The 12,234-nt window shown below is 64.9% G+C and carries 12 protein-coding genes; all 12 read left to right on the top strand.

All coding sequences use genetic code 11. The annotated features are described in order from the left end of the window. Nucleotides 1-200 precede the first annotated feature (200 nt). Complete coding sequence (gene rpsB / locus CCO03_RS14845; protein ID WP_087282299.1) at nucleotides 201-950, top strand: 30S ribosomal protein S2; 750 nt, start codon at nucleotides 201-203, stop codon at nucleotides 948-950. A gap of 122 nt (nucleotides 951-1,072) precedes the next feature. Then, on the top strand, nucleotides 1,073-1,954 hold the full coding sequence (gene tsf / locus CCO03_RS14840; RefSeq protein WP_087284754.1) for a translation elongation factor Ts: 882 nt from the start codon (nucleotides 1,073-1,075) through the stop codon (nucleotides 1,952-1,954). A gap of 141 nt (nucleotides 1,955-2,095) precedes the next feature. Continuing rightward, a complete protein-coding gene (gene pyrH, locus CCO03_RS14835) occupies nucleotides 2,096-2,821 on the top strand; it encodes a UMP kinase (RefSeq protein ID WP_087282297.1) in 726 nt (241 codons plus the stop codon). Nucleotides 2,822-2,869: 48 nt separating this feature from the next. Beyond that, complete coding sequence (frr, locus tag CCO03_RS14830) at nucleotides 2,870-3,430, top strand: ribosome recycling factor (protein ID WP_087282295.1); 561 nt, start codon at nucleotides 2,870-2,872, stop codon at nucleotides 3,428-3,430. A 65-nt stretch (nucleotides 3,431-3,495) separates the two neighbouring features. Beyond that, nucleotides 3,496-4,176, top strand: a complete 681-nt coding sequence (gene uppS, locus CCO03_RS14825) for a polyprenyl diphosphate synthase (protein WP_087284752.1) — start codon at nucleotides 3,496-3,498, stop codon at nucleotides 4,174-4,176. A 35-nt stretch (nucleotides 4,177-4,211) separates the two neighbouring features. Beyond that, complete coding sequence (locus tag CCO03_RS14820; protein ID WP_087282294.1) at nucleotides 4,212-5,060, top strand: phosphatidate cytidylyltransferase; 849 nt, start codon at nucleotides 4,212-4,214, stop codon at nucleotides 5,058-5,060. Between the two features lie 77 nt (nucleotides 5,061-5,137). Beyond that, on the top strand, nucleotides 5,138-6,331 hold the full coding sequence (gene ispC / locus CCO03_RS14815) for a 1-deoxy-D-xylulose-5-phosphate reductoisomerase (protein ID WP_236903862.1): 1,194 nt from the start codon (nucleotides 5,138-5,140) through the stop codon (nucleotides 6,329-6,331). Between the two features lie 66 nt (nucleotides 6,332-6,397). Then, nucleotides 6,398-7,786, top strand: a complete 1,389-nt coding sequence (gene rseP, locus CCO03_RS14810) for an RIP metalloprotease RseP (RefSeq protein WP_087284750.1) — start codon at nucleotides 6,398-6,400, stop codon at nucleotides 7,784-7,786. Nucleotides 7,787-7,885: 99 nt separating this feature from the next. Beyond that, nucleotides 7,886-10,171: an outer membrane protein assembly factor BamA gene (gene bamA, locus CCO03_RS14805; protein ID WP_205690313.1), complete on the top strand. Its 2,286-nt coding sequence runs from the start codon at nucleotides 7,886-7,888 to the stop codon at nucleotides 10,169-10,171. Between the two features lie 2 nt (nucleotides 10,172-10,173). Next, complete coding sequence (locus CCO03_RS14800; RefSeq protein WP_087282289.1) at nucleotides 10,174-10,689, top strand: OmpH/Skp family outer membrane protein; 516 nt, start codon at nucleotides 10,174-10,176, stop codon at nucleotides 10,687-10,689. Between the two features lie 7 nt (nucleotides 10,690-10,696). Then, nucleotides 10,697-11,719 carry a UDP-3-O-(3-hydroxymyristoyl)glucosamine N-acyltransferase gene (gene lpxD / locus CCO03_RS14795; protein ID WP_236903861.1) on the top strand — a complete coding sequence of 341 codons (1,023 nt, stop codon included), beginning with the start codon at nucleotides 10,697-10,699 and terminating at the stop codon, nucleotides 11,717-11,719. Between the two features lie 68 nt (nucleotides 11,720-11,787). After that, nucleotides 11,788-12,228 carry a 3-hydroxyacyl-ACP dehydratase FabZ gene (fabZ, locus tag CCO03_RS14790; RefSeq protein WP_087282288.1) on the top strand — a complete coding sequence of 147 codons (441 nt, stop codon included), beginning with the start codon at nucleotides 11,788-11,790 and terminating at the stop codon, nucleotides 12,226-12,228. Nucleotides 12,229-12,234: the final 6 nt, after the last annotated feature.

Genomic DNA, 12,234 nt, shown 5'->3' with positions numbered 1-12,234 from the left:
GAGGGTGGCTCTTTTTTGGGAGCCTTTCAGCAGTGCACAAGCCGCGCCTGGATGACCCAGTGCCAGGCTTGCCCCCAGACGCTTTGCCGCCTGGGGTGGCGCTGCAATCACTTGAACGTCGAACACAGGTGTCCCCCACTGCTAGCAGGTCATGTGGGCGATCGCGGCGTTCAACAGTCCCAACCTCTGGAGAAAACCCCATGTCGATCACCATGCGTGAAATGCTGGAAGCCGGCGTCCACTTCGGTCACCAAACGCGCTTCTGGAACCCCAAGATGGCCCCGTTCATCTTCGGCCACCGCAACAAGATTCACATCATCAACCTCGAAAAGACGCTGCCGAAGTTCGAGGAAGCCGCTAAGTTCGTGCGCCAGCTGGCTGCCAATGGCGGCACCGTGCTGTTCGTGGGCACCAAGCGCCAGTCGCGTGAGCTGGTGGCTGAAGAAGCCCGCCGCGCCGGCATGCCCTTCGTCGAACAGCGTTGGCTGGGTGGCATGCTGACGAACTTCAAGACCGTGAAGACCTCGATCAAGCGCCTGAAGGACATGAAGGCTCAGCAAGAAGCTGGCCTGGACGCGATGAGCAAGAAGGAACAGCTGATGTTCACGCGCGAAATCGCCAAGCTCGAGCGTGACATCGGTGGCATTCAGGACATGAATGCGCTGCCTGACGCGATCTTCGTGATCGACGTGGGCTTCCACAAGATCTCTGTGTCCGAAGCCAAGAAGCTGGGCATTCCGCTGGTGGGCGTGGTCGATACCAACCACAACCCCGATGGCATCGACTACGTGATCCCCGGTAACGACGACTCGGCCAAGGCTGTGGCGCTGTACGCCCGTGGCATCGCCGATGCCGTGCTGGAAGGCAAGAACAACCGCGTGGAGGCCGTGGTGGCTGCCGTGCGTGAAGGCGACGACGAATTCGTCGAAGTCGACGAGTCGGCCAAGTAAGACGACGTCTGCAAGACATCCATACGCGCCTGGCACGTGGTGCGTGAGTGAATCAGGGGCGTGCGCGCCCCTTTTTTGCGCCACGTGCGGGCATTCGCAAACAGATTTCGGAGAAAGACAAGATGGCTATTACCGCAAGCATGGTCGCTGAACTGCGCGCCAAGACCGACGCCCCCATGATGGAATGCAAGAAGGCCCTGACCGAGGCCAACGGCGACATGGTCAAGGCGGAAGAACTGCTGCGCGTCAAGCTGGGCACCAAGGCTGGCAAGGCCGCCTCGCGCGTCACGGCTGAAGGCGTGATCGCCTCGTACAACGACGGCAAGGTGGCTTCGCTGCTGGAAGTGAACTGCGAAACCGACTTCGTGACCAAGAACGACAGCTTCTTGCAACTGGCAGAAGCCGCTGCCCGCCTGGTTGCTGAAAAGAACCCGGCTGACGTCGAGGCCCTGGGCGCGCTGCCTTATGAGCAAGACACCTACGGCCCCACGCTGGAAGACGTGCGCAAGGGCCTGATCGGCAAGATCGGCGAGAACATGAGCTTCCGCCGCTTCGTGCGCCTGGAAGGCAACGTGGCCGGCTACCTGCACGGCACGCGCATTGGCGTGCTGGTGCCGTTCGAAGGCGACGCAACCGCCGCCAAGGACGTGGCCATGCACATCGCTGCCATGAAGCCCGTGGCCCTGAAGGGCGACGACGTGTCGGCCGAGCTGATCGAGCGCGAGCGTTCGGTGGCCGCCGCCAAGGCGGCTGAGTCGGGCAAGCCGGCTGACATCGTCGCCAAGATGGTGGAAGGCTCGGTGCAGAAGTTCCTCAAGGAAGTGTCCCTGTTCAACCAGGCCTTCGTGAAGAACGACAAGCAGACCGTCGAGCAGATGCTCAAAGAGAAGAAGACCGATGTGAAGGGCTTCACGATGTTCGTCGTGGGCGAAGGCATCGAGAAGAAGCAGGACGACTTCGCGGCCGAAGTGGCCGCTCAGGTTGCGGCTGCCAAGGGCGCCTGATCCCCTGACCGGCTGCGGGTCTGGACGCTGGATGGCGTTCGGCCCGCAGTTTTTGCATCTGGCGACCGTTGCTGCGGCCAGTGACCGCCTGGCGCCGCTTCCCCGCTAAACTGCCGCTGTTTTGAACACCCCTGTTTGCCCATGACCGAACCTGCCACACCTATTTACAAACGCATCCTGCTCAAGCTGTCCGGCGAGGCCTTGATGGGTGACGATGCCTTCGGCATCAATCAAGCCACCATCGAGCGCATGGTGGGCGAGGTGGCCGATGTGGTGGCCAAGGGTGTGGAAGTGGCGGTGGTGATCGGTGGTGGCAACATCTTCCGCGGTGTGGCGGGCGGCTCGGCCGGCATGGACCGGGCGACGGCCGACTACATGGGCATGCTGGCCACGGTGATGAACGCCTTGGCCCTGGCAGATGCCATGAACAAGCAGGGGCTGACGGCCCGCGTGATGTCGGCCATCGGCATCGAGCAGGTGGTCGAGCCTTACGTGCGCCCCAAGGCCCTGCAGTACCTGGAAGAGGGCAAAGTGGTCGTGTTCGCGGCCGGTACGGGCAACCCGTTCTTCACCACCGACACGGCCGCTGCGTTGCGCGGCGCCGAGATCGGTGCCGAACTGGTCCTCAAGGCCACCAAGGTTGATGGGGTGTATACCGCCGATCCGATGAAGGATCCAACGGCAACGCGCTATACCCATCTGACATTTGACGAGGCCATGACGCAGAACCTGGGCATCATGGACGCCACGGCGTTTGCGCTGTGCCGCGATCAGAAGCTGCCGATCAAGGTGTTTTCCATCGTCAAACCCGGCGCGCTGGGGCGTGTGGTCTGCGGTGCCGACGAGGGCACCCTGGTTCACGCCTGAGGCGTCCCCGTTGCTGTTTTGCGCACACAGCGCATTGGAATTCCGGCCATGAGCATTCAAGACATTCACAAGACCATGCAGACCAAGATGGAACAATCCATCGCGGCCTTCAAGAACAACCTGACCAAGATCCGCACGGGCCGTGCCAACCCCGCGTTGCTCGACACCATCCACGTCGAGTACTACGGCTCGATGGTGCCGCTGTCGCAGGTGGCCAACGTGGCGCTCATCGATTCGCGCACCATCAGCGTGCAGCCCTGGGAAAAGAACATGGGCGCCAAGATCGAGAAGGCGATCCGCGAGAGCGAACTGGGCCTGAACCCGGCATCCATGGGTGACCTCATCCGCGTGCCCATGCCGCCCATGAGCGAAGAGCGTCGCCGCGAGATGACCAAGCTGGTCAAGACCGAGGGCGAGAACGCCAAGGTGGCCATCCGCAACCTGCGCCGCGACGCCAACGAATCGGTGAAGAAGCTGGTCAAGGACAAGGAAGCATCCGAAGACGATCAGAAGCGCGCCGAGGCCGAGGTGCAGAAGCTGACCGACAAGCGCATCGCCGAGATCGATCAGCTCGTCGCCAGCAAGGAACAGGACATCATGGCCGTTTGAGGCCGATCGTTTTGAAACCCGAGCAACCGAACGCCGAACCCCGGCCGCTGCACATCGCCATCGTCATGGATGGCAATGGGCGCTGGGCCAAGCGGCGCCTCTTGCCGCGTGTGGCCGGTCACAAGCAGGGCGTGGAGGCTTTGCGCCGCTGTGTGCGGCTGTGCATGGAACGCGGCGTGGGCGTGCTGACCGTGTTTGCCTTCTCGTCCGAGAACTGGCAGCGCCCCGCCGACGAGGTGTCGGGCCTGATGCGGCTCATGGCTGCGGCCCTGCTTCGCGAAGTGCAGCCCCTGCACGAAGCCGGTGTGGCGATTCGCTTCGTGGGGGATCGCTCCGGCATCAACGCCTCGCTGCTGGCCAGCATGGAAGGGGCCGAGGTGCAGACGGCCGGCAATGCCAAGCTGCTGCTCAACGTCTGTTTCAACTACGGCGGACGCTGGGACGTGGTGCAGGCTGCCCAGCGCGTGGTGGATGCGGGTCAGCCCCTGAGCGAGGGCACCCTGTCTGCGGCCATGGCCACGGCCCATGCACCCGATCCCGACCTGCTCATCCGCACGGGAGGCGAGCGCCGCATCAGCAACTTCCTGCTCTGGCAGTGCGCCTACAGCGAGCTGTACTTCAGCGACTGCCTGTGGCCGGACTTCGATGCGGCCGAACTCGATGCCGCACTGGCCGATTTCGCCGGGCGCGAGCGACGCTTCGGCAAGACCTCCGAACAGGTGGAGCGTGGCATGTCCGCGGCCTGATCCCTTCTTTTGCGGCTGAACAGAGGACCTCTCCCATGCTCAAGCAGCGCATCGTCACCGCGTTGATCCTGCTGGCCGTGCTGTTGCCGGCCTTGTTCGCCACCAACCCCGACTGGTTCCTGCTGGTGGGGGCGGTGGCCATGGTGGCCGCCAGCTGGGAGTGGGCGCGGCTCAACGGGGCCAGCGCGTGGGCCCCCGCTGCGGGCGCGCTGATGGCGTTGGTGTGCGTGGCGTGCTGGTATGCGGGCTTTTTTGCCGGCCCGCATCGCGTGCTCTGGATCGGCGTGGGCGCCTTCTGGGTGCTGTGCGGCTGCTGGTTGCTCAAGGTTGGCGTGGCCGGTTGGCCCCGGGTGCCCCAGCCTGTGCGCATGGCCGTCGGCCTGCTCGTCCTGCTGGCCGCCTGGCTGGCCCTGGGGCAGGCGCGCTACCTGGGCGTGGCCTTCCTGCTGTCGACCCTGGCCCTGGTGTGGGCGGCTGATGTGTTCGCCTATTTCTTTGGCAAGGCGCTGGGCGGCAAGCTGTTCGGCGGCCGCAAGCTGGCCCCGGCCATCAGTCCGGGCAAAAGCTGGGAAGGTGCTGTGGGCGGCCTCGTCGGCGTGGCGGTGCTGGCCGGCGTCTGGATGGCGCTGGAGCGCGGCGGCCATGTGGGCGGAACCAGCCTGTACACGCTGCTGCTCGAGACGCACGGCCCCGTGGTGCTGGTGCTCAGCCTGGTCTTCTTGACAGCGATGAGCGTGGTGGGCGACCTGAGCGAGTCGCTGGTCAAGCGCGCGGCCGGCGTCAAGGATTCCAGCCAGCTGCTGCCGGGTCATGGGGGCGTGCTGGACCGGGTCGATGCGCTCTTGCCCACCTTGCCGCTGGCGCTGATGCTGGTGCTGATGTGATGCAGTATGCTGCCACTGCCGTTTATTTTTGAACGGCAACGTGGGCATACTCCTGAATGATTGAATTGGGGGTTTCCATGCAACGCGTGCTCGTGTTGGGTTCCACGGGGTCGATCGGGGTCAACACGCTCGACGTCATCGCGCGTCACCCGGACCGCTTCGTGGTCCATGCCTTGACGGCGGCCAGTCGTGTCGATGCGTTGGTGGCGCAATGCATGCAGTTTCAACCCGCTGTGGCCGCCGTGGCCGATGCGGCGCGGCTGGACGAGCTGGCCAGCAAGCTGAAGGCGGCCGGCCTGCGCACCCAGCCCCAGGCGGGTGCGCAGGCCCTGACTGCGCTGGCTGCCGCGCCCGAGGTGGACACCGTGATGGCTGCCATCGTGGGGGCCGCCGGTTTGGCGCCCTGCATGGCGGCGGCGCGCGCCGGCAAGCGCCTGCTGCTCGCCAACAAGGAGGCTCTGGTGGTCGGCGGCGAGCTGTTCCTGCAGGCTGTGGCTCAGGGCGGCGCCAAGCTCTTGCCCATCGACAGCGAGCATTCGGCGGTGTTCCAGTCCCTGCCCGATGACCCCGCCACCTGGTCCACGCGTGTGGCCAAGATCATCCTCACCGCCTCGGGCGGGCCGTTTCGCGACTGGGCGCCCCATGCGCTGGACGCCGTGACGCCGGCGCAGGCCTGCGCCCACCCGAACTGGGTGATGGGGCGCAAGATCTCTGTCGATTCGGCCACCATGATGAACAAGGCGCTCGAGCTGATCGAGGCGCGCTACCTGTTCGGGCTGCCGCCCGACCAGCTCGACGTGGTGATCCACCCGCAGAGCGTGGTGCATTCCATGGTGCAGTACCACGACAGCTCGGTGGTGGCCCAGTTGGGCACGCCCGACATGCGCGTGCCCATCGCCTATGGCCTGTCGTGGCCCGAACGCATGGCTTCGGGGGCGCAGGCGCTGGATTTCTCGTCGCTGTCTGCGCTTACCTTCGAGGCGCTGGACAGCCATGGCCACGAGCAGCGCTTCCCGGGCATGCGCCTGGCCTGGGATGCCTTGCGCGCGCCCTTTGGCAGCTGTGCCGTGCTCAATGCCGCCAACGAGGTGGCGGTGCAGGCCTTCCTGGACGAGCGCATCCGGTTCACCGACATCCACCGCATCAACGTCGCCACACTCGATGCCCTGGATTTCTCGCGACCGCACAATCTCGAGGATTTGCTGGCCTTGGACCGCGAGGCGCGGTGCCTGGCCGAGCAACAGGTCCAGCATGGCCTGGCGCGCGCCTGATCCCAGGCGCCGCAGGCCTGCGGCCTGCATGAGCGCGGTACTGGGCCGCAGGGACAACGAGTGATGCTGTTGATCAAGGTGCTGGCTTTCATCGTCGCCATGGGCGTGCTGGTGGCCTTTCACGAGTGGGGGCACTACCGCATGGCGGTGGCGTGCCGCGTCAAGGTGCTGCGCTTTTCCATCGGCTTCGGCCGCGTGATCTGGCGCTACAAGCCCAAGCACCCGCGCCCAGGGCTGGAAGACTGCGAATACGTCATCAGCGCCGTGCCGCTGGGCGGTTACGTGCGCATGCTGAACGAGCAGGACGGCCCGGTGGCTGCGCACGAGCGGCACCTCGCCTTCAACGCGCAGTCCGTGGGCAAGCGTGCCCTCATCGTGGCCGCGGGGCCGGTGGCCAACCTCGTGCTGGCGGTTCTGCTGTACAGCGCGGTGAACTGGATCGGGGTCAACGAGCCGCGGGCCATCCTGGCGCCGCCGGCGGCGGGTTCGCTGGCCGAGCGGGTGGGCCTGCGGGCGGGCGATGTGGTGGAGCGCGCCGCGCTGGACGACGCGAGCCTGGGCGAGCTGCGGTCTTTCGATGACCTGCGCTGGCTGGTCACGCGCGGTGCACTCGAGGGCAAAGACCTGCAGCTCAGCGTGCGGCGCGATGGGGGCGCCCTGGCACCGGTGACGCTGCCCCTGGCGCAATTGCGCATCCAGGACCCCACGCCCGAGCTGTTTCAGCGGGCGGGCATCGACGCGCCCCAGATGCCACCGGTGCTGGGTCAGGTGATGGCTGGCGGCGCGGCCGCGAAAGCCGGCCTGAAGGAGGGCGACCGCGTGGTGGCCGTGAATGCGCAACCGGTGACCGACGCCGGTCAGCTGCGCGGCCTCATCAAAGCCGCCAACCAGCCACAGGCGCCGGCGCAGCAGTGGCAGGTTGAACGCGAAGGCCAGACCTTGCGCCTGGCAGTCTTGCCCGACGTGGTGCAGGACGCCGGGGCCCGCATCGGGCGGGTGGGGGCCTACATCGGCGCCGCACCCGACATGACGGTGGTGCGCTATGGCGTGTTCGCCGGATTGGCCCAGGGCGCGCAGAAAACCTGGGAGATGTCGGCGCTGACGCTGCGCATGATGGCGCGCATGGTGATCGGCGAGGCATCGCTCAAGAACATCAGCGGTCCCCTCACGATTGCCGACTATGCGGGCAAGTCGGCCAGCATCGGCCTGACGCCATTCCTGACCTTCATGGGCCTGCTCAGCGTGAGCCTGGGCGTGCTCAATCTGTTGCCAATCCCCGTCCTCGATGGGGGGCACCTGATGTATTATCTTTGGGAGGCGGTGAGAGGAAAACCGCTGACCGATGTCTGGCTGGAGCGCCTGCAAAAAGGTGGTCTGGCCATCTTGTTGCTCATGATGTCTCTGGCCATGTTCAACGATTTGTCGCGGTACCTGTTGCCGTGGTTCACCGCATGAGACACTTGGCAGCTGCATGTTGCACCCGATTCAGCTGCCCCGCAGGCGCGGACGCCCAGTCCCGCCGCCTGACGCCCTTCAATCCGTGAGCGATTACCGATGAAAGCTTTCCGAGTCCGAACGGCTGCCGCAGTCGTGGCCATGATTTTTTCGGCCCAGGCGGCCTGGGCGGTTGACCCGTTCACAGTGCGCGACATCCGCATCGAAGGCTTGCAACGCGTGGAACCCGGCACGGTGTTCGCCTCCCTGCCGCTGCAGGTGGGCGACGCTTACGACGACGAGAAGGGCGCCAGCGCCATCCGTTCGCTGTTTGCCTTGGGCCTGTTCTCCGACGTGCGCCTGGAGGTGCAGAACGACGTGCTGGTCGTGGTCGTCCAGGAGCGTCCCAGCGTGGCCTCGATTGAGTTCACGGGCAACAAGGAATTCACCAAAGAAGTGCTCAGCAAAGCACTGCGCGACATCGGCCTCTACGAAGGTCGTCCGTTCGACAAGGCCCTGGCCGACCGGGCTGAGCAGGAATTGCGCCGCCAGTACATCGAGCGCGGCAAGTACGCGGCCAACGTCGTGACCACGGTGACGCCGACCACGCGCAACCAGGTTCACGTGTCGTTTGCCTTCACCGAAGGCGAATCGGCCAAGATCAAGGACATCCACCTCGTCGGCAACCGCGCGTTCAGCGAAAGCCAGTTGAGGGACCTGTTCGACCTGGACACCGGTGGCTGGTTGAGCTGGTACACCAAGTCCGACCAGTACTCGCGCACCAAGCTCAACGCCGATCTGGAAGCGCTGCGCTCGTTCTACCTGGCCCGTGGCTACCTGGACTTCAAGATCGACTCGACGCAGGTGGCAATCTCGCCGGACAAGGAGTCCATCAGCGTCACGGTCAACCTGTCCGAGGGCGAGCGCTTCGTGGTCTCCAAGGTCGACATCGAAGGCAATTTCCTCAACAAGGACGACGAGTTCAAGTCGCTGATCGAGATCAAGCCGGGCGAGCCCTACAACGCTGATCAGGTGGCGAACACGGTCAAGGCCTTCACCGATGGCTTTGCGCGCTACGGTTATGCCTTTGCCAAGGTGGAGCCGCAGATGAACGTGGACCGTGTTGACAACACGGTCGCGATCACGCTGCAGGCCAACCCGTCTCGCCGGGCCTATGTGCGCAAGATCAACATCCAGGGCAACACGCGCACGCGGGACGAAGTGATCCGCCGTGAGTTCCGGCAGTTCGAGTCGTCGTGGTACGACGGCGAAAAGATGAAACTGTCGCGCGACCGTGTGGACCGCCTGGGTTATTTCACCGATGTGTCGCTCGAAACGGTGGAGGTGCCCGGCGCCCCCGACCAGGTCGACGTGAGCGTGGTGGTCAAGGAAAAGCCCACGGGCAGCGTGTCCATCGGGGCGGGCTTCTCGTCGTCCGAAAAACTGTCGTTCACCTTTGCCATCAAGCAGGAGAACGTGTTCGGCTCGGGCAACTACCTGTCGGCGGAGCTGAACACCGGCCGCTACAACCGTGCCCTGGTGCTGAGCACCACCAACCCGTACTTCACCACGGGCGGTGTGTCACGCACCTATGACCTGTTCTACAAGTCGGTACGCCCCTACAAGGACCAGGGCGGCAACTACGAGCTGATCACCACCGGCGGCGGGATCAAGTTCGGCGTGCCGTTCAGTGAGCTCGACACGGTGTACTTCGGCGTCACCGCAGAACGCACGCGCATCAAGCCCGGCACCAACATCCCCGGCGCCTACCTGGCGTATGCCGAGAACTATGGCTACACCAGCTGGGGCGTTCCATTGACCATCGGTTGGTCGCGTGACAGCCGGGACAGCGCGCTGGCGCCCACCAAGGGCCGTTACCAGCGCCTGAACACCGAGCTGAGTGCGCTGGCCGACGCGCGCTACGTCAAGGCCAACTACCAGTTCCAGCAGTACCTGCCGCTGTCCAAGTCCTACACCCTGGCGTTCAACACCGAGGTGGGCTGGGGCAAGGGCTTCGGGGGCCGCGCCTTCCCGGTGTTCAAGAATTTCTACGCGGGCGGTCTGGGTTCGGTGCGGGGCTTCGAGCAATCGACGCTGGGCCCGCGCGACGTGACTGGATCCTTCATCGGGGGCGCCAAGCGCTTCAACGCCAACCTCGAATTCATCACACCGTTCCCCGGTGTGGGCAACGACCGCACGCTGCGGGCATTCGTCTTCGTCGACGTGGGCAACGTGTACGGCGAGAACGAGAGCTTTGACCTGAGCCGCATGCGCGCCTCGACCGGCATCGGCATCAGTTGGATCTCGCCGCTGGGCCCGCTGCGCTTTGCGTTCGCTCAGCCTGTGCGCAAGTTTGCCGGCGATAGAATCGAGAAACTGCAATTCCAAATCGGGACGTCTTTCTGATCATGACAAAACTTCAACGCTACCTGTCTGCACTGGCCCTGGGCACGTCTGCCGTGCTGGTGTCGCTGCCTGCGGTGGCTCAGGACTTCAAGATCGGCTTCATCAACACCGACAAGCTGCTGCGCGAGTCGGGTCCGGCCAAGGCGGCGCAAAGCAAACTGGAATCGGAGTTTTCCAAGCGCGAAAAAGAACTCGTGGACTCGGGCAACGCCCTGAAGGCGTCGTCGGACAAGTTCGAGCGCGACGCGCCCACGCTGTCGGAGTCGGCCCGCGCCACGCGCCAGCGTCAGCTGGCCGATCAGGACAACGCCTACCAACGTCGCCGCCGTGAGTTCCAGGAAGACCTCGCTGCACGCAAGAACGAAGAGTTGGCCCAGGTGCTGGACCGTGCCAACCGCGTGGTCAAGCAAGTGGCCGAAACGGAAAAGTACGACGTGATCCTGCAGGAAGCCGTCTACATCAACCCCAAGCACGACATCACCGACAAAGTGATCAAGGCGCTCGACAGCGCCAAGTGAGGCCGGTGTGACGCCATCCATCCTGGCTGAGCCGATCTCGCTCGGCAGCATCGCCGATCGCCTGGGTGGCGTTTTGCACGGGGATCCCGCCCTGTCCATCACCGAGCTGGCCCCGTTGGCGCGCGCCGGCAGCCGGGCCATCTCCTTCCTGTCGGACCCACGCCGCGCGGCCCAGCTGGCGGACTGCCAGGCTGCGTGCGTCGTGGTGTCGGCCAAGGCCGAGGCTGCTGCGCAGGCGCGCGGCGGGGCGTACATCCTGGCGGGTGATCCCTACCTGTACTACGCGCGGCTCAGTCAGCTGTGGCGCAGCCTGACCTCGGTGGGCGGCGAGCGCTTTCCGCCCGGCATTCACCCCACGGCGGTGGTGCACCCGCAGGCCGAGGTCCACGCCAGCGCCCACATCGGGCCGCTGTGTGTGGTCGAGGCCGGGGCCCGGGTGGGCGCACACTCCGTGCTTCGATCAGGGGTATGGCTCGGACAAGATTGCTCACTGGGCGAGCGCTGCCTGATACAGCCGGGCGCCGTGATTGGTGGCGATGGCTTCGGGTTTGCGGCCGTGGACGGACGCTGGGAAAAGATCGAACAGCTGGGGCGCGTGGTGATCGGCAACGATGTGGAAGTGGGGGCGAACACCTGCATCGACCGCGGTGCGCTCGACGACACGGTGATTGCCGATGGCGTCAAGCTCGACAACCAGATCCAGATTGGCCACAACACCCGCATCGGCGAGCACACGGCCATGGCCGGTTGCACGGGCGTGGCCGGTTCGGCCGACATCGGCGCCCATTGCACCGTGGGCGGTGCCGGCATGATCCTGGGTCACCTGACGATTGCCGACCACGTGCACGTGTCGGCGGCCTCGGTGGTGACCCGGTCGATCGCCAAGCCAGGTCAGTACACGGGGTTTTTTCCGCTGTCCGACAACGCCAGCTGGGAAAAGAATGCGGCCAATGTGCGGCAACTTCATCAACTGCGTGCGCGCGTGCGTGCGCTGGAGCATTTGCAGACACCGCAGGCGTCCGATGCCTGAGCCACACAAGCCAGGGCGTGTCCATCCGACACGCCTTCGTTTTCAGAAGAGTTTCATCAGATCCTGACATGGATATTCAGCACATTCTCGCCAAGCTGCCCCACCGGTACCCGTTTTTGCTGGTCGACCGGATCCTGGAGATCGACAAACCTTCCCAGACCATCCGGGCGTTGAAGAACGTCACCGTCAACGAACCGTTTTTTCAGGGCCACTTCCCGGGCCGCCCGGTCATGCCGGGTGTGCTGATGCTCGAAGCGCTGGCGCAAAGCTCGGCGCTGCTGTCGTTTGACCTGTTCGACATGAGCCTGGCGCCCGACGCCGTGTTCTATTTCGTCGGCATCGACAACGCGCGCTTCAAGCGCCCCGTGGGCCCCGGCGATCAGCTGATCCTGCACGCCACGCTCGAGCGCGTGCGCGGGGGCATCTACCGCTTCAACTGCAAAGGCACGGTGGAAGACGAGCTGGCGGTCGAGGCCGCCGTGATGTGCACCATGCGCAAGGTGGCTTGATTCGCC

The organism is Comamonas serinivorans (assembly GCF_002158865.1).
GTDB lineage: Bacteria > Pseudomonadota > Gammaproteobacteria > Burkholderiales > Burkholderiaceae_C > Comamonas_E > Comamonas_E serinivorans.
Note: the sequence above shows the minus strand (reverse complement) of the source record. Positions and strands in the feature narration are given on the sequence as shown.

Excerpts from the sequence above, each read along its gene's own strand:
- uppS (WP_087284752.1), top strand. The coding sequence starts at position 3,496 with ATGGATGGCAATGGGCGCTGGGCCAAGCGGCGCCTCTTGCCGCGTGTG.
- pyrH (WP_087282297.1), top strand. The coding sequence starts at position 2,096 with ATGACCGAACCTGCCACACCTATTTACAAACGCATCCTGCTCAAGCTG.
- ispC (WP_236903862.1), top strand. The coding sequence starts at position 5,138 with ATGCAACGCGTGCTCGTGTTGGGTTCCACGGGGTCGATCGGGGTCAAC.
- CCO03_RS14820 (WP_087282294.1), top strand. The coding sequence starts at position 4,212 with ATGCTCAAGCAGCGCATCGTCACCGCGTTGATCCTGCTGGCCGTGCTG.
- tsf (WP_087284754.1), top strand. The coding sequence starts at position 1,073 with ATGGCTATTACCGCAAGCATGGTCGCTGAACTGCGCGCCAAGACCGAC.
- CCO03_RS14800 (WP_087282289.1), top strand. The coding sequence starts at position 10,174 with ATGACAAAACTTCAACGCTACCTGTCTGCACTGGCCCTGGGCACGTCT.
- fabZ (WP_087282288.1), top strand. The coding sequence starts at position 11,788 with ATGGATATTCAGCACATTCTCGCCAAGCTGCCCCACCGGTACCCGTTT.
- frr (WP_087282295.1), top strand. The coding sequence starts at position 2,870 with ATGAGCATTCAAGACATTCACAAGACCATGCAGACCAAGATGGAACAA.
- rpsB (WP_087282299.1), top strand. The coding sequence starts at position 201 with ATGTCGATCACCATGCGTGAAATGCTGGAAGCCGGCGTCCACTTCGGT.
- bamA (WP_205690313.1), top strand. The coding sequence starts at position 7,886 with ATGAAAGCTTTCCGAGTCCGAACGGCTGCCGCAGTCGTGGCCATGATT.